Origin of the sequence: Sphaerisporangium sp. NPDC088356 (assembly GCF_040685555.1) — a bacterium.
Taxonomy (GTDB): domain Bacteria; phylum Actinomycetota; class Actinomycetes; order Streptosporangiales; family Streptosporangiaceae; genus Sphaerisporangium.
Window position 1 is genome coordinate 15,339 of sequence record NZ_JBFBIK010000068.1, and the last position, 25,314, is coordinate 40,652.

Below are 25,314 nucleotides of genomic sequence, written 5' to 3' on the forward strand. Positions count from 1 at the left end.
CCGCGAGGCCTCTCTCCCTCGGACGTCAGTCCCAGTGCGGGGGGCGCTCCTCCAGCAGCCAGGACACGTCGTCGTCGGACGGGGAGCGCCACTCGCCCCAGCCCGAGTCGGTGTCGTCGCTCGTCTGGTCGGGCAGAACCGGCAGCCCCTCGTCGGAGAGGTCCACCGGACGCAGGTCATCCGGCTCGCGCACAGTCACGGCACAATGCTACGTGGCCGCCGGACCGCGCGATCATCCCCCGCGCCAAGATCTCCCCTGTCACCCCCCAAAAGTGATGCCAGGTGCGGTCCCCGGAGCAGTCAGCCCAGGAGACCGCATCTCGGGCGTACATCGGCGGCACAAGGACAGGTAACGCCCCGCACGATACGATGCGGAGGCAGGTAGCACGCCGGAACGATCCCCCGTGAGGCGGCCCATGGCAACGCCGGCAGGATGGCGCAGAGAGGGAAATCTTCCCGCGGAGCTCACCAGCTTCGTCGGAAGAGATCGGCTGCTCGCCACCATCAGGCAGCGCCTGCACAGCTCCCGCCTGGTCACCGTGACGGGCATCGGCGGGGTGGGCAAGTCCCGCACCGCCCTGCGCGTCGCCCATCAGGTCGGCTCGCAGTTCCCCGACGGCGTCTGGTACGTCGACCTGTCCCGGCTGCAAGATCCCACCATGGTCCAGCACGCCGTCAGCGCGGCGCTCGGCATCGCCGACCAGTCGGCGCGGCCCGAGGCCGAGGCCCTCACCGAGTGGCTGAGCCGGCGCGAGGCCCTCCTGGTGATCGACTCGTGCGAGCACCTGCGCGGCGCGTGCGCCGAGCTCGTCGACCAGCTTCTGCGCAGCGCCGAGCGCGTCCGGGTGCTGGCGACCAGCAGGCAGTCCCTCGGCGTGCAGGGCGAGCAGTCGATCCCCGTGACGCCCCTGCTGGTGCCGGGCGACGACGACCTCGAGAGCCCGTTCGTCAACGAGTCGGTCCAGCTCTTCGCCGAGCGGGCGTCGGCCGTCGCCCCCTCCTTCTCGGTCGACGAGGACAACATCACGGCGGTCTCCGAGCTGTGCCGGCGGCTCGACGGCATCCCGCTGGCGATCGAGCTCGCCTCGGTCCGCTTGCGCGCCCTGTCGGTGGAGCAGATCCTGGCGCTGCTGACCGACCGCTTCAGCCTGCTCGCGGGCGCCAGCCGCACGGCGCTGCCCCGGCACCAGACCCTGCGCGCGGCCATCGGGTGGAGCCACGAGCTGTGCGAGCCCGCCGAGCGGCTGCTGTGGGCCCGGCTCTCGATCTTCGCGGGCGACTTCGAGCTGGAGGCCGCCCGCTACGTCTGCGCCAGCGAGAACCTCCCCGCCGAGAGCGTCATGGAGCTGATCACCGGCCTGGTGGAGAAGTCCATCCTGCTGAGCGGCAACGAGCGCGCCGGGGTGCGCTACCGGCTCATCGACACCCTGCGCGGCTACGGCAAGGAGTGGCTCGACAAGCTGGAGGAGACCGACTGGGTCCGGCGCCGCCACCGCGACTACTACCTCCAGCTGGCCGAGCGGGGCGAGCACGCCTGGTCCGGGCCGCGGCAGGTCTACTGGTTCGGGCGCATGCGCCAGGAGCACGACAACATCCGCGCCGCGCTCGACTACTGCCTCCACGACCCGAGGGAGGCGCGCACCGGCCTTGAGCTGCTGTCCTCCCTGTGGTTCATGTGGGTCGCCTGCGGGTTCGCCCGTGAAGGCCGCCTCTACCTGGAGCGGGCCCTGCACAACTGCCCCCAGCCGAGCAAGGAGCGCTGCAAGGCGCTGTGGGTGCTGGCGTACGTCCGCAGCGCCCAGGGCGACACCGAGGGCGCGCTCGACGCGGCCGAGAAGTGCGCCACCGACGCGGTCCGCGTGGGCGACTCGATCGCGGTCATCCTGGCGACCAAGATGCAGGGGACCGCCGCCTTCCTCCAGGGCGACCTGCACAAGGCGACCGCCCTGCTCGGCGTGGCGATCGAGTTCCACCGCAGCGGGCGCGAGCTCAACCCCGGGCTGCTGCCCGCGATCGTCGAGCTCGCGGTCGTGCTCACCCAGCAGGACGAGCTGACCGAGGCCGAGTCGCTGCTCCGCGACTGCCGCCGGCTGTGCGCCGAGCGCGGGGAGCTCTGGCTGCGCTCCTACGCCGTCTGGGCGACCGCCGACATCGAGCGCGTGACCGGCCGCACGGACGACGCCGTGCTGAGCGCGCAGGAGTCCCTGCGGATCAAGCGCCACTTCCATGACGTGCTGGGCGCCGTGCTGGCGATGGAGACGCTGTCCCAGCTCGCCGTCGACAAGGGCGACCCCGCGCGGGCGGCGCGCATCCTCGGCGCGGCGCAGGCCAACTGGCAGCTGTTCGGGCTGCCGCAGTTCGGCTCGCCGTTCTTCGGCACCGAGCACGAGCAGTGCGTCAAGGAGTGCAAGCGCGTTCTCGGCGAGGAGTCCTACGTCAGCGTCTACCAGCAGGGCTCCCAGATGAGCTTCGAGGAGGCCGTCAGCTACGCCATGGGCGAGATCGACCCGAGCGAGGCGCCCGTCGCCTAGCCGGACGGCCCCCGCGCGGGGGCCGTCCCGCCAGGTGGCGGGGGCGGCCGGGTCAGCCGCTCTCGTGGCGCATGACGCGCTGGGCCGCCGTGCCCTGCCAGGCCCTCGTGTACCTCGTGCTCGTCACGGAGTAGGCGATGCTCCCGCTGATCCAGTGCTCCAGGCCCCTGATGTAGGCCTCGACGGCGTCGGAGTTCAGGCCTTCCAGCGCCGAGCGAAGGTCCACCATCCGCTGGATCGCCTCGTCGCGCATCCTGCCGATCTCGTTCATCGCGTGCTGGATCGACCGGTGCCGGTGCCTGGCCAGCACGCTGACGAGGTTGTTGCGGGAGTTGACGCTGTTGCGCTCCTTGGCGTACGAGAGCAGGTCGTTGTCCCACACGACCACGTCGTTGGCGCTCTCGGTGATCGCCCGCACGTCGGGGTGGCGCCACTCGCCGGGGGTGAGGGGATGCCCGGTGGCGACGTCGATCAGCGCGAAGACCGTCAGCATGGCTCCGGTCCTGCGCCGCATGAAGATGTAGTCGCCGTAGGTGGGGACCACGGCGTCCTCGCGGTTGGCCGCCTCCCACACCTGCGCGAACAGGTAGTCCTTGGTGACCGAACGCCACCGGTCGAGCTGGTCGGCGTCGGCCGCGGCGCTGACGCGGGCCTTGATGTCGAGCATCGCGCGGGCGAACGGGTTCTCCACGTGGGCGACGTCCACGGGGCCGTCGAGATCGTCGAGGACGGCGAGCAGCTGCGGCAGCGCGCGGGCGATCTCGGCCGCGCGGCGGTCGGACTCGCAGAACGCGTCGTCGAAGGCGAACAGCCACACGCACCAGTCGGTGACCAGCCGGAGCATGTCGTTGCCGGCGTAGGGATAGGTGCGGGCACCCAGGTTGCCGTAGCCGGCCTCGCGGTAACGGTCGAGCTCAGCCGAATCGTCGATCATGTGGCTGGCGACCAGCCAGGAGAAGGTCTCCTCGTTGACCTGGTCGACGTACGGGCTGACAAGGCTGGGGAACGGACACGATAAAGGTGGAAGAAGAAGCCTGGAGGGCGCTAAATCAGCCATCACCACATCATGACAAGAAAAACCCGGCATAACTACAACGCAACATACCCGGATGTGCAGTGCTATTTATGTTTGTGCTCGAACCATTTCAGGAATTGGGCATGTCCGAACATCTGGGCGGTGTCGACCGCGGAGGGCGTGCCCGCGGCCGGGTCGGCCCCGGCGTCGAGCAGCGCCCGCACCACCTCGGGCTCCTTCTTGAAGACCGCCCCCGCGAGCGGGGTCTGCCCGCGATCGTTGGCGCGCCCGGGATCGGCGCCCCGTGACGCGAGCGCCCGGACCGTCTCGGCGTGGCCGTGGTAGGCGGCCAGCATCAGAAGCGTGTCACCCTTGTCGTTGGTGAGGTTCGCGGGCACCCCCGCGTCGACATAGGCGCACAGCCGCTCGGTCTGCCCCGACCTCGCCAGCTGGAACAGCCTGGTGGCAAGCTCCTCGACCTCCGCGTCCTCCCGCACGCCCTCCATTGTGCACCGCCGGGGTGCTCTCGCCCGAACCGCGGGTAGCGGCGACTCGCCCGGCGGAATCCCCAGGACATCCCATAGGTTCTCTCTTGAGAGACGAAAGAAAGGCTGGGACCCAAGGTGTTCGACCCGACGGATCTCTACCGGCTCAGCGGTGATGTCCCTGAGCTGACCGATCCGGTGCTGCTCTACCACTTTGAGGGCTTCGTGGACGCCGGAGGAGCCGGAAGGCTCGCCATCGGCCACCTGCTCGCCGAACTGGAGCACCGGGTCGTGGCGACGTTCGACGTCGACCGCCTCCTCGACTACCGGTCGCGGCGGCCTCTGATGACCTTCGACACCGACCGCTGGGTCGACTGCGAGGCCCCCGAGCTCGCCGTCCACCTCGCCAACGACGCGACGGGCACGCCCTTCCTCGTGATGAGCGGCCCCGAGCCCGACCGCGAGTGGGAGCTGTTCACCGAGGCGATCGGCGCCCTGGCCACCCGGCTGAACGTCGGCAAGCTGGTGACCATGCACGGCATCCCCATGGCCGCGCCGCACACCCGCCCGCTCGGCGTGACCGCCCACGGCACGAGGCCCGAGCTGGTGGGCGGCCCGGGGAGCCCGTTCGGCAAGATCCAGGTGCCGGGCAGCGCCGCCGCCCTGATCGAGCTGCGGCTCGGAGCCCGGGGCCACGACGCCCTGGGCTACGCCGTGCACGTACCCCACTACCTCGCCCAGGCGGAGTACCCGAGGGCGGCGGTGACGGCCCTGGAGGCCGTCACGCGCAGCACCGGGCTGGTGTTCCCCCTGGCGGCCCTGAAGGACGCCGCCGAGAAGACCACGGCGGAGATAGAGGAGCAGATCATCGCCTCCGCGGAGCTGTCCACGGCGATCCAGGGGCTCGAACAGCAGTACGACGCGTTCACCACGGGCGCCGAGCGCGAGAACCTCATGGCCGAGACCACTCCCATGCCGACGGGCGATGAGCTCGCCGCGCAGTTCGAGCGCTTCCTCGCCGAGCGCGACGAGAGGGACTCGTGATCAAGGTCGGCCTGGTCGGGTACGGCCCGGCCGGGGAGTTCTTCCACGCGCCGCTGGTCGCCGCCACACCGGGCCTGCGGCTCGACGCCGTCGTGACGCGGGACTCCGAGCGGGCCGGCCGCATCGGCCGCGACCACCCGGGCACCCGGGTCGTCCCGTCGGCCGAGAGCCTGCTCGGGCTCGACCTCGACCTCGTGGTGGTCGCGTCGCCGAACCGCACCCACGTCCCGCTCGCCACGCGGGCGCTGTCGGCGGGCCTGCCGGTCGTGGTGGACAAGCCCCTGGCCGCCACCGCCGCCGAGGCCCTGGACCTCGTACGGCTGGCGCGCGAGCGCGACCTGATGCTCACGGTGTTCCAGAACCGCCGCTGGGACGGCGACTTCCGCACACTGGGCAAGCTCGACCTGGGCGAGGTCCATCGCTTCGAGTCGCGGTTCGAGCGCTGGCGGCCCGTGCCCAAGGGCGGCTGGCGGGAGAACGGCGGCCCTGACGAGCTCGGCGGCCTGCTGTACGACCTGGGAAGCCACCTGGTCGACCAGGCCCTGCACTTTCTCGGCCCGGTGACCGACGTGTACGCCGAGACCGACATCCGGCGGGCCGGGGTGGAGGCGGACGACGACGCGTTCATCGCGCTGACCCACGCGAACGGCGCCCGGTCCCATCTGTGGATGAGCGCCGTCGCCGGGCGGCTCGGGCCGAGGTTCCGCGTGCTCGGGTCGCGGGCGGCGTACGTCAAGTGGGGCCTGGACCCGCAGGAGGGGCGGCTGCGGGCGGGCGAGCGCCCGGGCGGTCCCGGCTGGGGAGCCGAGCGGCCCGAAGACTGGGGCGTGCTGGGCGTCGACGGCGACAGCCGTCCGGTCGAGACCGAGCCCGGGGCCTACCAGGAGTTCTACGCCGGCGTGGTGGCCGCCCTCAGGGACGGCGCCCCACCGCCGGTCGATCCGGTCGAGGTGGCGGCGGCGCTCGCCGTGCTGCACGCGGCGCGCACCTCGGCGGCCGAACGCCGGGTCGTCCCGCTCGCCTCGGACGCCGACCCGCTCGGCCCGGCCTAGCGCGACGGCTTCCGCCCGGCCTGATCCGCCTGATCAGGCCGGGCTCGCCTGTTCCTGGCCCGGTTTCAGCCGAGCAGGCGGGAGCGGAGCGCGGCGTTGTCCTCGGCCGTCCAGCCGTGCTCGTCGAGCCAGCCGAGCGGTCCTCCGTGCCTCTCGTCCAGCGCCCGCAGCAGGTTCTCCATGAACTCCCGGCGCGGCAGGTGGCTCTCGGCCGGGTGCCCGTCGAGGTCGTCGCGGTAGGTGTCGCTGCTCCGCAGCCGGGCGAGGATCTGCTCCAGCCGGTCGCCCGTCGCGATGTAGTCGGCCACGATCGCCTCGCGGGTCACCCCGGCCACCGACAGCGCCAGGGAGCACACCACCCCGGTGCGGTCCTTGCCCGCCGCGCAGTGGACGATCGCCGCGCCGTCGCCGTACGCGAGGACCCGCAGCGCGGCGAGGACCGAGTCGGGACGGTCGCGAAGGTAGGCGTAGTAGAAGCCGAGGACCCTGACCTCGGCGGGGTCGCTCTCGCGCCTGCCCTGCCAGGGCAGCACCAGCACCTTGTCGCCTTCGATGCGCGTGGCGGCGGAGTCCCCGGTGTCGGCCTCGACGTCGGTGTACCGGCCGCCCTCCGCGAACAGGGTCAGGTGATGGATGCCGACCTCCGGCACCCTGGTGAGCGGGCCCGGGCCTTCGAGGGTGACCTCGGCGTTGGAGCGCAGGTCGACCACGTCGCGCAGTTTGAGCTCGCCGACGAGCTTTTCCACGTCGGCGTCGGTCAGGCCCTGAAGGTTGTCAGAGCGCAGCACCCGCCCGAATGTCGTCGTCTCGCCGTCGACCGTGGGAAGACCGCCGAGGTCTCGCACGTTCACGGCGCCGTCAAGAGCTATCCACCTCGTTAGATCATTCATCACTTCCAACCCTATATGCGCCATATGTCCGCGCGAAGAAGGCGGTAAGGGCACAGTGGCAAAAGAACGTGTCCATCGCGTGGCGTCTGCCACCGTGACGCCGGCCCGTACGTGATGTAAAGGATCGAGCCCTCATGGGCTCCGGCCGCTCGGCCGCCTTCCCCCCAAGGAGGTCATGTGGACTCACGGACGCCCATCCCGAAGCTCGTTCTCGACCCCGCGCTGCCGGCCGGCGTCGCGCGGATCCTCCGCACGAGCCCCGGAGCGCTCCGCGCGGTGCGTGCCGGAGCCGTCCCCGCGCCCGCCGGTCCGAGCCCGGCCGTCGTCGTCACCGTCACGCTGTTCCTGCTCGCCGCCCTGAAGCTGACCGGTCCCTGGGGCATGTTCACGCTCGGCGCCGTCGTCACGGGACTCGGCGGCGCCCACGCCCTGGCCGGCGACCCGAAGCGGCGCGACGCGCGCAGGCGGCTGCGGGTGGCGGCCGAGCACGCCGGCCGGTTCATCCTTCCCGAGGACCTCGACGAGGGCTGCCGCGAACTACTGGCCCGGGCCCAGGCGTCCGTCGAGGACGTGCTGGAGTCGGAGGTCCACGCCACCGGCCTGCTGGACTCGATCGACAACGTGGTGACGCTCCCGGCCGAGATCTGGCGGCTCGGCGAGCGGCTGGCCGACCTGACCCGCACGCGGGCCGAGCACGAGAGGATCGTGCCCCGCGACCTGCCCGACGACGTCGCCGGGGTATTCACCCCCTACGGCGACGCGCTCGACCGTGTGCTCCGCTCGCTCACGGCACGCGTGGCGACCCTGGAGGAGTACGGCCGCGAGGTGCGGCGCGCCGACGCCGTCTACCGGGCCCACCGGCAGCTGGAGGTGCTTCGGGAGCGCACCCCCGACTACGAACGGCTGCTCGCCGGCACCGCCGAGGACCGGCTGGCCGCGCCGCACATCGACGGGCTGAGCGGGCAGGCACGGGACGTGGAGCGGGTCTTCCACCGCAGCCTCGACGAGGCCCGGCGGGCCGGGGGCCACCTGCTCTCCCGCACCCCGCTCACCCCGGCCTAGCGTCCGCTCGGACCGGGAGCCCCCGCTCCTGCGGCCGGGCCCGTGCCCGGACTGGCGGCCGCCGCTCGGGCCCCGTTCGCGGGAAATTCATGTCCGGTGTCCGAAACACCGCGTAACCCGGCACTACCACGGGCTACATCTGACCATAATTAAGCTAGCCGAAAGCCTACAATTCGGCCAGACCGCTCAAAATAAAGCCTTTCACCAGCAATTGCGCTTAGGCGAAGATCTCCCCTTTAATCTCCTCTGGACAAAGATCCCGGTACGAGCTCCCGCCCGCGACACGTTGGACAGCTCCGCGCCGCCCGCGACACGCCGGAAAGGAGAAGGGTGATCCCGTCATGACCGCGCTCATCGAGGTCCGTGACGCGAGCGTCCGCTACCTTTCCACCGGGCAGACCGCCCTCGGCTCGACCTCCCTCACCGTGAACCCCGGGGACCTCACGCTGGTCAGCGGGCCCTCGGGATGCGGCAAGAGCACGCTGCTCCGCCTGGTCAACGGGCTGATCCCGCACGCCTACCGCGCCGAGGTGACCGGCGAGGTGCTGGTGGGCGGGCTGCCGGTGGCCGGCCGGACGATCCGCGACCTCTCCACGGTCGTCGGCACGATGCTCCAGGACCCGCGCAAGCAGATCGTCGGCACCACCGTGGCGGCCGAGATCGCCTTCGGCCCCGAGAACCTCGGCCTGCCCCGCGAGGAGATCCGGCGGCGCACCGCCGAAGTGGCGCACCGCGTCGGGATCACCCACCTCCTCGACCGCGCCACCGCCGAGCTCAGCGGCGGGGAGCTGCAGATGGTCGCCTTCGCCGGGGTGCTGGTGATGCGGCCGAAGGTCGTGATCGTGGACGAGCCGCTGGCCAACCTGGACCCGGCGGCGAGCCTGCGCCTCATGCGGGAGGTCCGCAGGTTCGTCGACGACGGGGGCGCCGCCGTCGTCGTCGAGCACCGGGTCGAGGAGATCCTGGAATTCGGGCCCGCCGAGGTGCTCTACCTGGAGGAGGGCACGACCCGCTACCAGGGGCCGGTCGAGGGGTTCCTCCAGGTCGCCCCGGTCGGGCACGTCAAGCTGCCGTTCGCCACCCTGGTCTCCCGCGCCGCCGAGCTGCCCGGCGTCACCCCGCCGCCCCGCCACGAGGCCGCGACGAGCGTCCCGAGGCTGGAGTACCGGGACGTCAGCCTCGGGTACGGCAAGCGCACGGTGCTCGCGGGCACCGACCTCGCCCTCGGCCCGTCCGAGCGGGTGGCGGTCCTCGGGCCGAACGGAGCGGGCAAGTCCACGCTGCTGCGCGCCGCCGTGCTGCTGATCGCCGCCTCGCGGGGCGAGGTGCTGGTGGACGGCTCCCCCGTCGCCGACCGGTCGATCGCGAGCCTGGCGACCACCTTCGGCTACGTCTTCCAGAACCCCGGGCAGGCGCTCTTCAGCGCCACCGTCGGCCAGGAGCTGGCGTTCGGCCCGCGCAACCTCGGCCGGAGCCCCGGGGAGATCGCCGCGGAGTCGGAGAAGGCCCTGCGGGCGGTGCTCCTGGACGGCGAGAAGGACATCATGGACCGGCCGCCGCGCACGCTGTCGTACGGCCAGCAGCGGCGCCTCACCGTGGCGCTCGCTCTTGCCATGCGGCCCCGCACCCTGATCCTCGACGAGCCCACCGCCGGGCAGGACCTCCACACGACCACCGAGTTCATCGGCCACGCCCTGGCCGCCGAAACCGTGGAGAGCGTCTACTTCATCACCCACGACGTCGACCTCGCCCTCACCTGCGCCGACCGCGTCGTCGTCGTGGACGAGGGCCGCGTGGTCGCCGACGCCTCCCCCGCCGAGCTGGCCCGCGCCGAGGGCGTGTGGTCGCGCGCGGGGCTCCAGGCCACCAGCCTGGTGCGGGCCGTCCGCGAGCACCTGCCGGACGCGGGCTCGGTCCCCCACCCCTTCGACCTGGCCCGCCGCCTTTCGCACCACGCACGTTCCAACCCATCCTCCCCGGAAGGAACCACCCCCTCATGAGCACAGACGCAACCGCCCCGCGAGAGCCCGTCTTAGCGATCTCGTCCCGTACCGTCGTGTTCGGCGCGGTCGGCGCGGCGCTCTACGCCGTCCTCGGCCTGTTCAGCTTCCTCATCCCCGGCACGCAGAGCGTCGCCGTACGTCCCGCCTTCGCGCTCGTGCCGTTCTTCGGCAAGCGCTTCGGCGTCATCGCCGGGTTCTTCGTCGGCCTGGTGGGCAACGCCATCATCGACCTGCTCCAGGGCAGCGGCCTGACCTGGTGGAACTGGAGCGTCGCCAACGGCCTCGTCGGCGCGATCGCCGGGCTGATCTTCGCGTACTTGCCGCCGATCGGAAGCGAGGCGCTGCGCCTGGTGGTGACCGCCCTCGGCTCGCTGCTCGCCACCGCGATCGGCCTGCTCTTCGTCATCACCGACGTCTGGGTGCAGGGCATCAGCCTCACCACGGTGTTCACGGCCAACTACGGGCCGGCCCTCCTCGCGGACGGCATCGCCGTCGTCATCCTGACCCCCGCCCTGGACGCCATCTGGGAGCCGCTGTCCAAGCGGACCGGACGGTAAACGGGTGGACGTCACGCCACGCTACCTGGGCGCGGGTTCGTTCCTGAGCCGTCGCGACCCGCGCGTGCTCCTGCTCGTTCCCGTGCTCTACCTCGTGGCCGTGGCGGGGATCGACGACCTCCGGCCCGTGCTGCTGTGCACCGCGGTCGCCCTCGCGTACTACCGCGCCGCGGGGATCCCGTGGCGCGGGGTGCGGGCCAACTGGGCGTTCATGCTGACCTTCACCACGGCTCTGGTCGTGGCGAACAGCATCCTGACCTCGGCGGACACCCGTTCCGGCGGGAACGCCGACGTCCTTTTCACCGTCCCGGTCACCCACACCGCCGTCACCTGGGCGACCCTGTCGTACGCGGCCACCCTGCTCGTGCGCTACATCTCCCTGGCCATGGTCGGGTTCCCCGTGGCGTTCAACATCGCGCCCTCCGACCTCGGGGTGGCGTTCGCGCGGCTCGGGCTGTCCCAGCGGCTCGCCTACGGCGTCGACCTGACCTTCCGGTTCCTGCCCTCGACGTGGGCGAGCCTCCAGGAGACCGTGGACGCGCAGCGGCTCAGGGGGTACGAGCACAGCCGCACCCGCAACCCCGTGAAGAGGCTGATGACGCTGAAGCCGGTCGTCGTGCCCGTGACGGTCAACGCGCTGATCGACGCGGAGGACACCGTGAACGCCATGGACCTGCGGGGGTTCGGCGGCAGGCATCGCACCTGGATGCGCGAGCTGGCCTTCGACCGCGTCGACCACCTGGTGCTCGGAGGCTTCGCCGCCGTGGCCGCCGCGATGGTCGCCGCCAAGATCCTCGGGCTGACGGGGAACGTATGGGTGCCGTGATCCACTCGGCGCCGCTGGTCATCCCCGTCACCCGCCCGCCGATCCGCGACGGCGCGATGGCCGTGGCGGGCGGCAGGGTGCTCGGAATCGGGCCCCGCAGGGACATCCTCGCCGCCCACCCCGGCGAGGAGGAGCTCCGCTGGCCGGGGGTCGCGGTGGCCGGGCTGGTCAACGCCCACACCCACCTGCAGTTCACGCGCATGGCGCAGGTCGGCCGGCGCGTCTACGACACGTTCGAGGAGTGGTCGCACGCCTTCGACGCGGTCTACTTCTCCTCCGCGGGGGCCGACTGGGCGGGGAGCGCACGCGAGGGCGCGCTGCTGGCGCTGCGCCACGGCACCACGGCGGTCGCCGACGTGGTGACCGACATCGAGGCGATGCCCGTGCTCAGCCAGGCGGGCCTCGCCGGGACCTCCTACCTTGAGGTGCTCGGCGACACCGACAAGAGCTGGGCGGAGACCGGGCGCCACCACCTGATCTCGACGATCCGCGAGCTGGACGGCGCCGGCACGGGGACCATCGGGCTCTCGCCCCACGCGCCGTACACGCTGGACACCGGAGTCCTCGCCGACCTGGCGGTCCTCGCCCGCACGTACGGGCTGCGCCAGCACATCCACCTGCTCGAGTCGGCGCACGAGCGGGAGTACACGATCTCCGGCACAGGGCCGATCGCCCGCCTGGTCCGCGAGCTGGGCTTCGACTTCGAGATCCTGCGCGCGGGCGGCACCGGTCACGGGCCGGTCGCCTTCCTGGACGCGCTCGGGCTGCTCGGGCCGCGCTGCCACGTCGCCCACGGCGTCCACCTCGACGCCGAGGAACGGGCGCTGCTGCGCGAGCGCGGGGTCAGCGTGGCGCTGTGCCCGAGGTCCAACCACACGCTCGGCCTCGACGGGCCGCCGGTGGCGGCGCTGCTCGAAGAGGGCGGCGCGATCGCCGTCGGCACCGACTCGCTCGCCTCCTCGCCGTCGCTCGACCTGCTGGAGGACGTACGGCTGCTCCACGCCCTGGCCGTCGAGCAGGGGTACCGGGCGCCGGACCTCTCGCGCCGGCTCGTCGAGGCGGCCACCGTCGGCGGCGCCCGCGCGCTCGGGCTGGCCACGGGGCCCGGCCGGATCGGCTCCCTCGCGGCGGGCACGCGGTGCGACTTCGCCGTCTTCGCCATCGATCCCGGCGAGCGGGATCCGTACCGGAGCCTGGTCGAGGACGGACCGGGGCGCTGCGTCGCCACGGTCACGGGCGGCGACCAGGCCGGCCGCGTACACCTCGTGAACTCCACCCCGGAGGTTCACCGTGGGTGCTAACCTCGCAGCGATCTTCACGAAATCAAGCGCGATATCACATTTTCGTAGGCCTTACGCTAGGCGCGGAGACATGGCCCTTCAGAATCGCACTATTCGCTATAAGTTATATTCACTGCTCAGCCTGCCGGTGGTCGCGCTTATCGTGCTCTGGACCTTTATCACCGGGCACATCGTGGGCGACTTCTTCGACCTCCGCAGGGCCGTGACACAGTTCGAGCAGGTGGCGAGTCCCGCCGCCGTCGTGGCCGGCCACGTGCAGCATGAGCGCCAGCTTTCGTCCATCCTCCTGAGCGGCGACTCCCCCGACGAGGGGCGCCTGTCCGCCGCGCGCGACGAGACCGACAGGGCCGTGGTCCTGTTCCACCAGCGCGCCACCTCGCTGGAGGGCAGGTCCGCCACCGGGCCCGAGGAGGTCCAGAGCCTCACCGAGCTTGAAAGGCAGCTCGACAGGCTCAACCTGATCCGCGAGGACGTCGACTCGCGCGCGATCGGCCGCCTCCAGGCCATCCTGCAGTACACCGAGATCCAGGAATCGCTCTACCAGATGTACGACCAGCTGGTCACCGTGCCCGAGCTCGCGCTGTACCGCAAGGCCGCCGGCCTGCAGACGGTAGTGAGGTCCCGCGAGCTGCTGTCACAGGAGGACGCCCTGCTCTCCGGGGCCATCCTGCATGGTTCGCTCGACGCCGAGGAGCAGCGCGCGTTCGCCCAGATGGTCGCGGGGCGCAGGCTGCTGCTCGGCCGGGGGCTCCAGGCGCTCGATTCGGAGCTGCGGCAGCCGTACGACGACCTGCTCTCCTCGGCCGACTACAAGCGGTTCACCACCATGGAGAACCACGTGATGTCGCGGGGCGGCCTCCCCGAGCAGCCGGCCGCCTGGCAGCCCCTCGCCGACCAGCTCGGGTCGCGGGTCGACCGGCTGGGCGTCAGCCGCGCCAACCTGCTCAACGCCCGCACCGACGCCGCCGCCTCGGGGATCATCGCGCAGATCGTCATCGCGGGCGGTCTCGGCCTCATCGCGATCCTTCTAGCCGTGATCCTTTCCGCGCGCCTCGGACGCGGGCTCGCCCAGGAGCTGGCCGGCCTGCGCGCCGCCGCCCTGGACCTGGCCGACGTACGGCTCCCCAGGGTCGTGGCCAAACTGCGCGACAGCAAGGCCGTGGACGTCGAGAGCGAGGCGCCGCCGATCCCCGTCACCGGCACCACGCTGGAGGTGCAGGACCTCGCCCAGGCGTTCTCGACCGTGCGGCGGACGGCCGTCGAGGCCGCGGTCGGCCAGGCGGACCTGCGCAAGGGTGTCAGCCTGGTCTTCCGCAACCTGGCCCGGCGCAACCAGTCGCTGCTCCACCGCCAGCTCACCCAGCTCGACTCCATGCAGCGCAAGACCAGCGCGCCCGACGCCCTCGCGGACCTGTTCCGGCTCGACCACCTCACCACGCGCATGCGCCGCCAGGCCGAGGGCCTGATCATCCTGTCCGGCGCGCCGGCCGGGCGTGCCTGGCGCAAGCCCGTCCCCATGCACGACGTCGTACGGGGGGCCGTGGCCGAGGTCGAGGACTTCACGCGCGTCACCGTGCTGCCGATGACCGACGCCTCGCTGGTGGGCACGGCCGTGGCCGACGTGATCCACATGCTCGCCGAGCTGGTGGAGAACGCCACCGTCTTCTCCCCGCCCAGCACGCGGGTCACGATCAAGGGCGAGCTGGTGGGCCGGGGGTTCGTCGTCGAGATCGAGGACCGGGGCCTCGGCATGAACGACGAGGACCGCGCGGAGGTCAACCGGCGCCTGGCCAACCTCCCGGAGTTCAACCTGGCCGACAGCGACCGGCTCGGGCTGTTCGTGGTGAGCGAACTGGCCGACCGGCACGACGCCAAGGTGACGCTGCGCCGCTCGCCGTACGGCGGCACCACCGCGGTCGTGCTCCTGCCGCACACGCTGATCATCCCCACGGGGGAGGACGCACCCGCCGCGCAGGAGCCCGGCCTGAACACCCATCCGCTCGCCCCGGCGATCGAATCGGCTCCCGAACCGGGCAAACCGCTGTGATCGGCGCCGGCGAGCCTCAGAAGCGCCGGGCGGCGAGGACGGTGACCAGCTCGGGTATGCCGTCGATGATCGCGTCGGCACGCAGCGCCTCGGGCCGCTCCGCGTGCAGGTAGCCCCACGGGCCGCGACGCAGCAGCGCGGTGCGCATCCCGGCCTCACGGGCGGGGAGCACGTCGTTGTCGAGCCGGTCGCCGACGTACAGGATCTCGCCGGGCTCCCGGCCGGCGACGGCGGCCACCTTGGCGAAGAACTCCGGCCGGGGCTTGCTGACCCCCCACCCTGCCGAGGTGTGGACGCCGTCCACGGGAAGGTTCATCGCGACCAGCGCGTCGTAGGCCTGCGGGGGCTGGTTGCCCGCGATGATCAGCTCGTATCCCGCCTCACGCAGCGCCGTCAGGCCGGGCCGCACGTCGGGATACAGATCATCGGCGTCGAAGTTCTCGCGCAGGCCGCCCGGGTCGTCGCGGCGCCACGCCTCGATCTCGGCGTAGACGTCGAGGCCGGGCCGCACCACCTCGAAGGCCTCCCTGTGCGACCGGTCGAGCGCCGCCATGCCGCCGAGCACCCCGAGCATGACGAACCGCGGGACGCCGAGCCGGTCGGCCCAGCGCGACCAGATGCGCGTCTCGTCGATGAGCGTCTCCCCGACATCGAACACCACCGCCCGGACCACGGGACCTCCTCCTCGCAGGCGCCCTAAGACCCTACCCCGGCCGCCGGATGGCCGGTCAGCCGGTGAGCTGGGCCAGGGCCTTGTGGATGCGCTTGTCGGAGATGGGGTACGGAGTGCCGAGGGTCTGGGCGAAGTAGCTGACGCGCAGCTCTTCGAGCATCCATCGGATGTCGGCGACCGCCTCCTCCGACCTGCGGGCCGGGGGAAGCTTCTCCACCGCCTCGTCGTACGCGTCGCGCACCCGGTCGAGCTGGAGCATGCGCTCGCGGTCGCGGTAGGGGTCGTCGGGGAGCTTCTCCAGCCGCCGCTCCACCGCGCGCAGGTAACGCTGCAGGTCGGCCAGCCGCCGGTAGCCGGTGGTGGTGACGAAGCCGGGGAAGACCAGCGACGACAGGTGCTCCTCGATCTCCTCAAGGGTGTCGGCCGGGCTCTTCATCGCGCTGAGCGTGTTGCGCACCGTCTGCCAGATCGCCAGCACGCGCTCGACCCTGGACACGACCTCCGAGACGGTGTCGAAGAGCTCGGCCCGTACGTGCTCGTGGACGCGGTGGAAGTCGGCGGGCTTCCACGCCGGGCCGCCCGACTCGGCGATGAGCTTGTCCGCGGCGCAGGTGACGCAGTCCTCGAACAGCTCGGCGGCGTCCCGGTGGGGGCTGTGGCTCAGCGCCAGCTTCTGCGCGGTGGTGAGGCCGCGCAGGATCGCCTTCGCCGGGGAGTTGACGTTGAGCAGGACGAGCCGCCGCGTGCCCGCCCACATCGCGGACCGCTGCTCGGCCTCGGTCTCGAAGACCCGGATCGCGACGCTGCCGCCCTCGTCGACCAGCGCGGGGTAGGCCTTGACCCGTCCCTGCTCGAACAGCTTGGGCAGCTCGCCGAAGGTCCAGGAGCGCAGCCCGGTGCGTTCGAGCTCCTCGCCCGCGCGGGCGAGCGTGGCGCGCATCTTCGGCGCGAGCCGCCGCTTCAGCGCCGAGAGGTCCTTGTCCTCGGCGACGGTGTTCCTGCGCTCGTCGACGACGCGGTAGGTGACCCGCAGGTGGTCGGGCAGGCGGGCGGGGTCAAAGGCGTCGGGCGGCACCCGGACGCCGGTCAGCTGGAACAGCTCCCGGGCCACCGCGTCGACCAGCGGCTCGTTCCCCGGCGTGACCCTCTCGAGCACCGCCTTGGCGTAGTTGGGCGCGGGCACGAAGTTGCGCCGGATGGGCTTGGGCAGCGACCGGATCAGCTCGACGACCAGCTCCTCGCGCAGCCCGGGGATCTGCCAGTCGAAGCCGTCGCCGTCGACCTGGTTGAGCACCTGGAGCGGGACGTGGACGGTCACGCCGTCGGCGTCGGCCCCGGGCTCGAACTGGTAGGTGAGCCGCATCCGCTGGCCGCTCTGCCGCCAGGCGTCGGGGTAGGCCTCCTGCAGGCCCCCGGCGTCCGCGCCCTGGTTGATGAGCATGTCGGTGGAGAAGGTCAGCAGGTCGGGCTCGGTCTGCCGCTGCCGCTTCCACCAGGTGTCGAAGTGGGCGGCGGACAGGACGCTCTCGGGCACCCGCTTGTCGTAGAAGTCGAACAGCGTCTCGTCGTCGACCAGGATGTCGCGGCGCCGGGCGCGGTTCTCCAGCTCCTCGACCTCCGAGAGCAGCCGGCGGTTCTCCTTGAGGAAGCGGTGGTGGGTGTCCCAGTCGCCCTCGACCAGGCCGTGGCGGATGAACAGCTCGCGCGACAGCTCGGGGTCGACGCGGCCGTAGTTGACCTTGCGCTCGACCACGATCGGCACGCCGTACAGGGTGACCTTCTCGTACGCCATGACCGCGCCCTGGTTCTTCTCCCAGTGCGGCTCGCTGTAGGTGCGCTTGACGAGGTGCTGTGCGAGCGGCTCGACCCACTCGGGCTCGATCTTGGCGACGACCCGCGCCCACAGGCGCGAGGTCTCGACCAGCTCGCCGGCCATGACCCAGCGGGGCTGCTTCCTGAACAGCGCCGAGCCGGGGAAGATCGCGAACCGGGCGTTGCGGGCGCCGATGTACTCGCGGACCGCCCTGCGGCGCGGGCCGGGGTCGTTCTTGTCGGCCTTCTCGACGTCCATCAGCCCGATGTGGGAGAGCATCCCGGCGAGCAGCGAGACGTGGATCTGGTACGGCGCGGGGCGCGTGGTGTTGAGCGTGACGCCCATGCCCTTGGCGACCTGCTTGAGCTGGCTGTAGATGTCCTGCCACTCGCGGACGCGCAGGTAGTTGAGGAAGTCGGCCTTGCACATGCGCCGGAACTGGCCCGAGGACAGCTCCCTCTGCTGCTCGCGCAGGTAGTCCCACAGGTTGAGGTAGGACAGGAAGTCGGACTCCTTGTCGGCGAAGCGCGCGTGCTTCTGGTCGGCCTGGGCCTGCTTGTCCGAGGGCCGCTCGCGGGGGTCCTGGATGGACAGCGCCGCCGCGATGATCATGACCTCGGTGGCGCAGCCGTTGCCGTCGGCGGCCAGCACCATGCGGGCGAGCCGGGGGTCGACCGGGAGCTGGGCGAGCTTCCCGCCGATCGCCGTGAGCTTGCGGTGCTCGTCGAAGGCGCCGAGCTCCTGCAGCAGGTTGACGCCGTCCTTCACCTGCCGCTGGTCCGGCGGCTCGACGAACGGGAAGGCCGCGATGTCGCCGAGCCCGAGCGAGGTCATCTGCAGGATGACCGAGGCGAGGTTGGTACGAAGAATCTCCGGGTCGGTGAACTCGGGCCGTCCGAGGAAGTCCTCCTCGGAGTAGAGCCGGATGCAGATGCCGTCGGAGGTGCGGCCGCAGCGGCCCTTTCGCTGGTTGGCCGACGCCTGCGAGACCGGCTCGATCGGCAGGCGCTGCACCTTGAGCCGGTGGCTGTAGCGGGAGATGCGCGCGAAGCCGGGGTCGACGACGTACTTGATGCCCGGCACCGTCAGCGAGGTCTCCGCGACGTTGGTGGCCAGGACGATCCTGCGCCCCCGGTGGGCCTGGAACACGCGGTGCTGCTCGCCGGACGACAGCCGCGCGTACAGCGGGAGCACCTCCTCCTTGCGGCCCTTGAGCGCCTCGGCGGTGTCCCTGATCTCACGCTCTCCGCTGAGGAACACCAGGATGTCGCCCGGGCCCTCGGCGCACAGCTCGTCGACCGCGTCGACGATCGCCTGTGCCTGGTCCTCCTGGTCCTCGCTGATCGGCCGGTGGCGCACCTCGACGGGATAGGTGCGCCCGGAGACCTCCACGATCGGGGCGTCGCCGAAGTGCCGGGAGAACCGCTCGGGGTCGATGGTCGCCGAGGTGATGATCAGCTTGAGGTCGGGGCGCTTGGGGAGCAGCTGCTTCAGATAGCCGAGGATGAAGTCGATGTTGAGACTGCGCTCGTGCGCCTCGTCGATGATCAGCGTGTCGTACCGCGACAGGAGCCGGTCGCGCTGCATCTCGGCCAGCAGGATGCCGTCGGTCATGAGCTTGACGAGCGTGCCCTCGCCGGACTGGTCGGTGAACCGCACCTTGTACCCGACGGCGTCGCCGAGCGGGGTGTCCAGCTCCTCTGCGATGCGCTCGGCCACCGTGCGCGCCGCGATGCGGCGGGGCTGCGTGTGGCCGATCTGGCCCCTGACCCCCCGGCCGAGCTCCAGGCAGATCTTCGGGATCTGTGTGGTCTTGCCCGAGCCCGTCTCGCCCGCGACGATGACCACCTGGTGGTCCCGCACGGCGTCGAGGATGTCCTCCCTGCGCTGGCTGACCGGCAGGCCCGCGGGGTAGGTGATCTCGGGTACCAGCGCCCGCCGGGCGCCGACGCGGGCCTCGGCGGCCTCGATCTCGGTGGTCACCTGGTCGGTGATCGCCCGAAGGGCCTTGCCGTCGCGCACCCTGCGCGCGCCGTCGAGACGGCGGCGCAGCCTGATCTCGTCGCGGAGCATCAGGGCCGGCAGGCGTTCGCGCAGGTCGGTCAGGGGCGATTTCAACGAAGCTGTTCCCATGGTCGCTTTCCCGGCCATCTCGTCAGACGGCCGCCACCGGCAAGGATAAGCAACCCGCCCCCCGTCTTCGCCAACGGTTTACCGGTGACCCCGTGCCCCCGCCCTCTCGGGCGGGGGAGGAGCAAGCTCAGTGAGCGGTGAGTAGTTCGCCCGGAGAGTCTCGGACGTACCGCAACGCCTTCTCCAGGCAGACGATGGCACCGTGTTTCGGGCGGTTCATGAAACGCACGTCGTCGGCGAGTGCCCGCATGATCTGGAGCCCCCGCCCGTGCTCGGCCAGCGGAGATCTGGCCCCGACCTTGTCGGGATCGAACCCGTTGCCCGTGTCGACCACAGTGATCAGGAATTTGTCGGCGATGAGCTGCGCGCTCACGGTGTACTCATCGGTCTCTGAGGCGTGCGTGATCACGTTGGAGCACGCCTCGGTGAGCATCAGCTGGATATCCTCCTTGATCACCTGCTCGACGCCGAGCACCTCCAGCTCCGCACCAAGTATCTGCCTCGTGACGGACACGCTCGCTGCATCGCGCGGCAAGCGCAATGCGATGGTCACCTCCACAGTGCCTCCTTCCGGCCCACCTTGATAAAGGTGCCCTCAGGACCAGGCACAAACACAGAAGCCCCCAGGAAATGCGGCCGGGGGCCGGGGCCCGCCCCGGCCCCGCCGCCCCCCCCCCCCGCCGCGGGCGGCCCCCCCGCGCCCGCGCCCGCCCGGGCGGCGGCCCCCCCCGCCGCCCCGCCGCCCCACGCCTCCCGCGTCAGTGGCCGTCCACCGGCCGCGCGGCCAGGGCGGCCCCGATGATGCCCGCCTCGTTCTGCAGGATCGCGGGCACGATGGTGGCCCCGGCGAGCCCGATGTGCGGCAGGAACTTCTCCGCCTTCTTGCTCACTCCCCCGCCGATGATGATCAGGGACGGGGACAGCAGCGCCTGGATGTGCTCCAGGTACTCCTGTACCCGGTGCGCCCACTTGTGCCAGCTCAGGTCATGCGCCTCGCGGGCGTGGTCGGAGGCGCGGTGCTCGGCCTCGTGGCCCTTGATCTCGATGTGCCCGAACTCGGTGTTCGGGATGAGGACGCCGTCCATGATCAGGGCGCTGCCGATCCCGGTCCCGAAGGTCAGCATCACCACCAGGCCCTTGCGGTCCCTGCCCGCGCCGAACGTCGCCTCGGCCACGCCCGCGGCGTCGGCGTCGTTCAGGACCGTGACGTCGAGCCCCGTCGCGTCCGCGAACATCTTCCTCGCGTCAAGGTCGATCCAGGCGTGGTCGACGTTCGCGGCGGTCCTGGTCACCCCGTCCACCACGACCCCCGGGAAGGTGACCCCGACGGGCCCGGTCCACGAGAAGTGCTCCACGATCTGCCGGACGACCTCGGCCACGGGGCCGGGAGCCGACGGGCTGGGCGTCGGTATCCGCAGGCGCTCCTCCAGAAGCGTCCCGGCCACGGTGTCCACGGGGGCACCCTTGATCCCCGATCCGCCGATGTCGATTCCCAGTACGTTCATGCCACTCCTCAAAAAGCCCGTGCAGCCCTTATTGCCGGGATACGACCGGTGATGCGTGCCGGCGCCAGGCGTGTCGCCGAACCGACACCCTACGGAACATCCGGGCCTGGCGGGCCGGCCGCCGCCGGCCTTGACCGGCGATCGGCAGCGCCGGAGATGTCCGTTCTGGTAGGGATGGGGAATGATGTGGCTTACGCGCCGTGCGCCCCTGACGATGGCCCTGACCGCCGCCCTGACGGCGGCCTGCGGGACCGTACAGCCGGTGCCGGACGCGGCGGCGCCCACACCGGCCGCGGGCGGCGGCGCCGCCCGGCAGTCCACCGTGAAGGCGACGCCGACGCCGGCCGCGTCCACGGGCGCCCCCGCCCGCCCGCCCGCCCCGGGTGTCGGCGGGCACGGCGGCGGGCTTCATGGTCTTCGACCGCACCACGGGGAAGGCGACGCTCGGCTACAAGGTCCATACCCGGTTCAGGTCGGCGTCGGTCGTCAAGATCCTCATCGCGCTGGACTACCTGGAGTCGCGCAAGCCAGGCACGGCCATCCCCGCCGGCGACCGTGACCTGCTCCAGCGGATGCTCCGCTCCAGCGACGACGACGCCGCGACGGCCTTCTGGAAGCGCGGCGGCCAGCGGGCGGTCATCGACCGCATGGTGCGCCGCGTGGGCCTGACCGACACCGGGCCGCCTCCCGCGTACAAGCCGGGCTTTTGGGGCTACACCGCGCTGAGCGCGGCGGACGTCGTGCGGACGTACCGCTACCTGCTGGAACGGGCGGACCCCAAGGTCCGCGATCTGGTTCTCGGCCACCTGCGGAACGCCACGCGATGCGCCGCCGACGACTTCAACCAGTATTTCGGCATCCCGAGCGCCCTCCCCCGGCCGTGGGCGGTCAAGCAGGGCTGGTCCGGGTACGGCTCCACGCCCGCCGTACGGTGCGCCGGCACGCGTGCGAGCAGCGTGTCGGAGACGGTGACCCAGCCCATGGACGCGTCGGGCCTCGCGGCGACCGAGACCACGACCGGCGTCGCCGCGCAGGCCACGGCGACCGGGGCCCCGGTGAACCTGAGCCGTCCTGTGCTCCACACGACCGGCCTGATCGGCAAGGGAGACCGCCTGATCGTCGCCGTGCTCACCCTCCAGCCGGCCGGGGCCGCCTTCAAGGACTCCGCCGCCCGGCTCACCGCCCTCACCAAGGCCGTCTACCGCAGCGGCCGCCCGAGATGACCGCGGGCTCCCGTCGCCGACCGTACGGTCAGGGTCTGCCGCCGTTTTTGCGGCGGGGGGTGTCGGAGGTCACGGCGCTGAAGGGGGAGGTGTTGGCGTCGAACGTCCAGCGGGACGTGGTGTCCAGCGGGTCCAGGCGGCCGTGCCGGGGGTCGTCGCTGCCCACCACGAACGGGTCGCCCTGGTAGGAGGCGGCGGCGGGAAGCTCCCGCTGGTACGAGGCCGGCCCGGAGCGGTCGTACGAGGGCGAGGCCGCCGGAGGCTCCTGGTACGAGGACGACGCGGCGTAGGAATCGCCCGGGTAGGAGGACGATCCGGTGTAGGGGTCGTGGGCCGCCGGCGACTCCCTCTTGTACGGGGAAGCGGCGTAGGAGTCCCTCGCGTACGGGGTCTCGGCCAGGTACGCGGTGCCGGCCAGGTACGGGGTTTCGGCCGCGTACGGGGTTTCGGCCGCGTACGGGGGGTCGGCCTGGTGGGACGGTGAGGCGCCGATGGCGGCTGCGGCCCTGCCGTTGCCCACGGAGAACAGGCAGGAGTGCAGCGCGTCGACCAGGCGCTGCGCCTCCTGCGCCGGCGCGACCGCCAGGCGCAGGAACCGGCTGCTGGAGCCCAGCTTGTCGCCGCACTCGCGCACGAGCACGTTGTGCGCCGAGCCGAGGTGCTGGCACAGGGCCGTGCCGTCCTTGCCGTGGGGCAGCCTGACCAGGAGGAAGTTGGCCTGCGACGGGTAGACCGTGACCCCGGGCAGCGTGGAGAGCCGCTGGAACATCGACCGGCGGTCCGACGCCACCAGCCGCAGGCTGTCCTGGTAGTCCCGCATGTGCTCCTTGAGCAGGTGGACGACCGGCTCCGCGAAGGAGTTCAGGCCCCACCTCGGCAGCACGCGGCGGACGTTCGCCGCCAGGGCCGGGTTCGCCACCATGTACGCGAGCCGGATGCCGTGCAGGCCGAAGTTCCTGGTCAGGCTCTTCAGCACGATCACGTTGGGCCTGATGGCCGCCTCGTCGGCGACGCTGGGGTCCCGCTCGGCGTCCACGAAGTCGATGAACGACTCGTCCACGACCACGAGGTCCAGATCCGAGAGCCTGTCGAGCAGATCAACGACCTGGCCGCGCGGGAGGTAACCGCCGTCGGGGGTGCCGGGGTTGCAGACGACCGCGACGCGCGACCCCCTCTTCCGTACGAACCGCACGTAGGCGTCCACATCGAGCGCGAAGCCGTCGGCCTCCGCCAGCGAGAACATGTCGACCCGCTTGCCGGTCTCCAGCGGCTGGTCGGTCCAGCGGCCGGAGGTGGGGATGGGCACGGCGAGGCTCTCGCGGACGAGCAGGTGGTCGATCCAGGTGATCAGCTCGGTGGATCCGTTGCCCATGACGACCGTCTGGGGCTTGAGCCCGAGGACCGCGCTGAGCGCGGCGGCGACGGCGTCGCTCGGGTAGCTCGTCAGGGTGGAGGCGACGTTCCTGCCGAGCGACTCGACCATCTCCGGCGTGGGGAAGTACGGGTTGCGTGGAACGCGGAAGTCCACCGGAGCACCGTGAGGCCCGGAGGTCCCCCGCGGGAGCGAGAAGTACGACGGGCCCTGCGCGTCAGCGCGTAGCAGGTTGAGATCGGTGGAACCGGCCAATGGTGGCCTCCTCCAAGACGGTGGGTGACACCTGGAGGTACGCGGCACGGCCGTCGCCGGTTCACCCCACTTCGGAAAGGGGGCCCGCACCGGGCCCCTTCGGCTCACCGCCGGAGGATCACCCGCCTCAGCGGCCGGCGCCGGCCGGGACGGGCTCCTCGGAGGCCGGGGGCGGCGCGGTGCCGTCGTGCTCGTCCACGAACGTCGCCTCGTCGAACGGGATCCGCCCGGAGAGCACCTCCTCGGCGCGTTCCCGGTCGAAGTCCCGCACCCACGTGCCGATCAGCACGGTGGCGACCGCGTTGCCCGCGAAGTTGGTCAGCGCGCGGGCCTCGGACATGAACCGGTCGATGCCCACGATGAGGCCGACGCCGTCCACCAGTTCGGGCCGGTGCGACTGGAGTCCTCCGGCCAGCGTCGCGAGCCCCGCCCCGGTGACGCCCGCGGCGCCCTTCGACGCGATGATCATGAAGACGAGCAGCGACACCTGCTCCCCGATCGAGAGCGGGGCGCCGGTCGCCCGCGCCACGAACAGCGTCGCCATCGTGAGGTAGATGGCGGTCCCGTCGAGGTTGAAGGAGTACCCCGTCGGCACGGTGATGCCCGCCACCGCGCGGCTCACCCCCAGGTGCTCCATCTTGGCGATCAGGCGCGGCAGCGCGGACTCGGAGGAGGAGGTCGACAGGATGAGCAGGAACTCCCTGCCGAGGTAGCGCAGCAGCGACAGCAGGTTCATCCCGGCCCCGAACCACAGCATCGGCCCGAGGATCAGGCCGACGAACAGCAGGCAGGTGACGTAGAAGGCGGCCATGAGCAGGGCCAGGCTCCGCAGCGCGCCGAACCCGCCCGCGCCGACCACCGCCGCCATCGCGCCGAACGCGCCCACCGGGGCGGCCCACATGATCATCGCCAGGACGCGGAAGACGAGCCGCTGGATGTGGGCGAGCCCGTTGAGGATCGGAACCGCCCGCTCGCCCATCGCCTGGAGCGCGAAGCCGGTGAGCAGGGCCACCAGCAGGGTCTGCAGCACCTGGCCCTCGGTGAAGGCGGAGACGAACGTCAGGGGGATGATGCCGAGCAGGAACGAGGTAGTGTCGCTCTCGCCGCCCTTGGCCGCCTGGTCCTCGGCGGCCTTGCGCAGCTCGTCGGTCAGTTGCAGGCCCTCGCCCGGGTGCACGAGGTTGCCGACCACCAGGCCGATCACCATCCTGGACCCCTTCTTCTTACCCGACAGGATGCGTTGCAGCTTGGCGAGTTTCCTCTCCCGCCGCCGCAACCACTTCGGATTGGCGACCTTGCTCCCGTCGCTGAGGATCGCATAGTGCGTGAGCCCCAGATCGATCCCCGTCTCGGCGCCGACCTCGGGCAGGACCTGGCCGCCGCCGGGGACCTCGACCACGAACGAGGCGAAGTACCGCCCGGCGGCATCGGCGATGACCGTGACCGACGAGGGACCGGCAGGCAGCGCGCGGGACCAGCGGACCTCCACCTCGCCGACCTTCGCCAGATACAACCGGCCGCCCGGGG

At 71.5% G+C, this 25,314-nt stretch carries 20 protein-coding genes; 10 read left to right on the forward strand and 10 right to left on the reverse strand.

Annotated elements, in window-relative coordinates; translation table 11 throughout:
- Positions 1 to 25 precede the first annotated feature (25 nt).
- Positions 26 to 199, reverse strand: a complete 174-nt coding sequence (locus tag AB0O34_RS23440) for a hypothetical protein (protein WP_363918635.1) — start codon at positions 197 to 199, stop codon at positions 26 to 28.
- 217 nt (positions 200 to 416) lie between these two features.
- On the opposite strand from AB0O34_RS23440, the gene AB0O34_RS23445 reads away from it, so the two are divergent.
- On the forward strand, positions 417 to 2,531 hold the full coding sequence (locus AB0O34_RS23445; protein WP_363918597.1) for an AAA family ATPase: 2,115 nt from the start codon (positions 417 to 419) through the stop codon (positions 2,529 to 2,531).
- Between the two features lie 52 nt (positions 2,532 to 2,583).
- Here the strand turns inward: AB0O34_RS23445 and AB0O34_RS23450 are convergent, their stop codons facing one another.
- Both AB0O34_RS23450 and AB0O34_RS23455 read right to left on the reverse strand, forming a co-directional pair.
- The gene (locus AB0O34_RS23450) at positions 2,584 to 3,588 is read right to left on the reverse strand and encodes a 4-epi-cubebol synthase (RefSeq protein WP_363918599.1); all 1,005 of its coding nucleotides are present in this window, start codon (positions 3,586 to 3,588) and stop codon (positions 2,584 to 2,586) included.
- Between the two features lie 62 nt (positions 3,589 to 3,650).
- Entirely contained in the window at positions 3,651 to 4,052 is a 402-nt protein-coding gene (locus tag AB0O34_RS23455; protein ID WP_363918601.1) for an ankyrin repeat domain-containing protein, read from the reverse strand.
- A gap of 117 nt (positions 4,053 to 4,169) precedes the next feature.
- On the opposite strand from AB0O34_RS23455, the gene AB0O34_RS23460 reads away from it, so the two are divergent.
- Together AB0O34_RS23460 and AB0O34_RS23465 are read left to right on the forward strand one after the other, a co-directional pair.
- On the forward strand, positions 4,170 to 5,075 hold the full coding sequence (locus tag AB0O34_RS23460; protein ID WP_363918603.1) for a PAC2 family protein: 906 nt from the start codon (positions 4,170 to 4,172) through the stop codon (positions 5,073 to 5,075).
- Positions 5,072 to 6,127 (forward strand): Gfo/Idh/MocA family oxidoreductase, encoded by a 1,056-nt coding sequence (locus AB0O34_RS23465; protein WP_363918605.1) that lies wholly within the window; start codon positions 5,072 to 5,074, stop codon positions 6,125 to 6,127. Before AB0O34_RS23460 ends, AB0O34_RS23465 begins: the two co-directional genes overlap by 4 nt.
- A gap of 65 nt (positions 6,128 to 6,192) precedes the next feature.
- On the opposite strand, the gene AB0O34_RS23470 is transcribed toward AB0O34_RS23465, so the two are convergent.
- A complete protein-coding gene (locus AB0O34_RS23470; RefSeq protein ID WP_363918607.1) occupies positions 6,193 to 7,017 on the reverse strand; it encodes a tyrosine-protein phosphatase in 825 nt (274 codons plus the stop codon).
- 177 nt (positions 7,018 to 7,194) lie between these two features.
- Here AB0O34_RS23470 and AB0O34_RS23475 point away from each other — a divergent pair, with 177 nt between their 5' ends.
- From AB0O34_RS23475 to AB0O34_RS23500, 6 genes are all read left to right on the forward strand, one after another.
- Positions 7,195 to 8,079 carry a hypothetical protein gene (locus AB0O34_RS23475; RefSeq protein ID WP_363918609.1) on the forward strand — a complete coding sequence of 295 codons (885 nt, stop codon included), beginning with the start codon at positions 7,195 to 7,197 and terminating at the stop codon, positions 8,077 to 8,079.
- 341 nt (positions 8,080 to 8,420) lie between these two features.
- On the forward strand, positions 8,421 to 10,079 hold the full coding sequence (locus AB0O34_RS23480) for an ABC transporter ATP-binding protein (protein WP_363918611.1): 1,659 nt from the start codon (positions 8,421 to 8,423) through the stop codon (positions 10,077 to 10,079).
- Complete coding sequence (locus AB0O34_RS23485; RefSeq protein ID WP_363918613.1) at positions 10,076 to 10,639, forward strand: ECF transporter S component; 564 nt, start codon at positions 10,076 to 10,078, stop codon at positions 10,637 to 10,639. Before AB0O34_RS23480 ends, AB0O34_RS23485 begins: the two co-directional genes overlap by 4 nt.
- Positions 10,640 to 10,643: 4 nt before the next feature.
- Positions 10,644 to 11,465 carry an energy-coupling factor transporter transmembrane component T gene (locus AB0O34_RS23490; protein WP_363918615.1) on the forward strand — a complete coding sequence of 274 codons (822 nt, stop codon included), beginning with the start codon at positions 10,644 to 10,646 and terminating at the stop codon, positions 11,463 to 11,465.
- Positions 11,453 to 12,766, forward strand: a complete 1,314-nt coding sequence (locus AB0O34_RS23495) for an amidohydrolase family protein (protein ID WP_363918617.1) — start codon at positions 11,453 to 11,455, stop codon at positions 12,764 to 12,766. The genes AB0O34_RS23490 and AB0O34_RS23495 overlap by 13 nt, the downstream gene beginning before the upstream one ends.
- A 70-nt stretch (positions 12,767 to 12,836) precedes the next feature.
- Entirely contained in the window at positions 12,837 to 14,813 is a 1,977-nt protein-coding gene (locus tag AB0O34_RS23500) for a nitrate- and nitrite sensing domain-containing protein (protein ID WP_363918619.1), read from the forward strand.
- A gap of 16 nt (positions 14,814 to 14,829) precedes the next feature.
- Here AB0O34_RS23500 and AB0O34_RS23505 read toward each other — a convergent pair whose 3' ends face one another.
- The 4 genes from AB0O34_RS23505 to ppgK all read right to left on the reverse strand — a co-directional run bounded on the left by AB0O34_RS23505 (position 14,830) and on the right by ppgK (position 20,937).
- Positions 14,830 to 15,486 (reverse strand): HAD family hydrolase, encoded by a 657-nt coding sequence (locus AB0O34_RS23505; RefSeq protein WP_363918621.1) that lies wholly within the window; start codon positions 15,484 to 15,486, stop codon positions 14,830 to 14,832.
- A 55-nt stretch (positions 15,487 to 15,541) separates the two neighbouring features.
- Positions 15,542 to 19,432: an ATP-dependent RNA helicase HrpA gene (hrpA, locus tag AB0O34_RS23510; RefSeq protein WP_363918623.1), complete on the reverse strand. Its 3,891-nt coding sequence runs from the start codon at positions 19,430 to 19,432 to the stop codon at positions 15,542 to 15,544.
- Between the two features lie 127 nt (positions 19,433 to 19,559).
- Positions 19,560 to 19,991, reverse strand: coding sequence for an ATP-binding protein (locus AB0O34_RS23515; RefSeq protein WP_363918625.1), 432 nt, complete (start codon positions 19,989 to 19,991; stop codon positions 19,560 to 19,562).
- A 199-nt stretch (positions 19,992 to 20,190) separates the two neighbouring features.
- Complete coding sequence (ppgK, locus tag AB0O34_RS23520) at positions 20,191 to 20,937, reverse strand: polyphosphate--glucose phosphotransferase (RefSeq protein WP_363918627.1); 747 nt, start codon at positions 20,935 to 20,937, stop codon at positions 20,191 to 20,193.
- Between the two features lie 410 nt (positions 20,938 to 21,347).
- Between ppgK and AB0O34_RS23525 the strand changes: the two genes are divergently transcribed.
- Entirely contained in the window at positions 21,348 to 22,160 is an 813-nt protein-coding gene (locus AB0O34_RS23525) for a hypothetical protein (protein ID WP_363918629.1), read from the forward strand.
- Positions 22,161 to 22,188: 28 nt separating this feature from the next.
- Here the strand turns inward: AB0O34_RS23525 and AB0O34_RS23530 are convergent, their stop codons facing one another.
- Positions 22,189 to 23,787 carry an aminotransferase class I/II-fold pyridoxal phosphate-dependent enzyme gene (locus AB0O34_RS23530; protein WP_363918631.1) on the reverse strand — a complete coding sequence of 533 codons (1,599 nt, stop codon included), beginning with the start codon at positions 23,785 to 23,787 and terminating at the stop codon, positions 22,189 to 22,191.
- A gap of 127 nt (positions 23,788 to 23,914) precedes the next feature.
- Positions 23,915 to 25,276, reverse strand: a complete 1,362-nt coding sequence (locus tag AB0O34_RS23535; protein WP_363918633.1) for a cation:dicarboxylase symporter family transporter — start codon at positions 25,274 to 25,276, stop codon at positions 23,915 to 23,917.
- Between the last annotated feature and the right edge of the window lie 38 nt (positions 25,277 to 25,314).

Bases quoted from the DNA above. Each gene is read 5' to 3' on its own strand.
- AB0O34_RS23445 (WP_363918597.1), top strand. From the start codon at position 417: ATGGCAACGCCGGCAGGATGGCGCAGAGAGGGAAATCTTCCCGCGGAG.
- AB0O34_RS23450 (WP_363918599.1), bottom strand. From the start codon at position 3,588: ATGGCTGATTTAGCGCCCTCCAGGCTTCTTCTTCCACCTTTATCGTGT.
- AB0O34_RS23455 (WP_363918601.1), bottom strand. From the start codon at position 4,052: ATGGAGGGCGTGCGGGAGGACGCGGAGGTCGAGGAGCTTGCCACCAGG.
- AB0O34_RS23470 (WP_363918607.1), bottom strand. From the start codon at position 7,017: ATGAATGATCTAACGAGGTGGATAGCTCTTGACGGCGCCGTGAACGTG.
- AB0O34_RS23480 (WP_363918611.1), top strand. From the start codon at position 8,421: ATGACCGCGCTCATCGAGGTCCGTGACGCGAGCGTCCGCTACCTTTCC.
- AB0O34_RS23485 (WP_363918613.1), top strand. From the start codon at position 10,076: ATGAGCACAGACGCAACCGCCCCGCGAGAGCCCGTCTTAGCGATCTCG.
- AB0O34_RS23495 (WP_363918617.1), top strand. From the start codon at position 11,453: ATGGGTGCCGTGATCCACTCGGCGCCGCTGGTCATCCCCGTCACCCGC.
- AB0O34_RS23500 (WP_363918619.1), top strand. From the start codon at position 12,837: ATGGCCCTTCAGAATCGCACTATTCGCTATAAGTTATATTCACTGCTC.
- hrpA (WP_363918623.1), bottom strand. From the start codon at position 19,432: ATGGGAACAGCTTCGTTGAAATCGCCCCTGACCGACCTGCGCGAACGC.
- ppgK (WP_363918627.1), bottom strand. From the start codon at position 20,937: ATGAACGTACTGGGAATCGACATCGGCGGATCGGGGATCAAGGGTGCC.
- AB0O34_RS23525 (WP_363918629.1), top strand. From the start codon at position 21,348: ATGGTCTTCGACCGCACCACGGGGAAGGCGACGCTCGGCTACAAGGTC.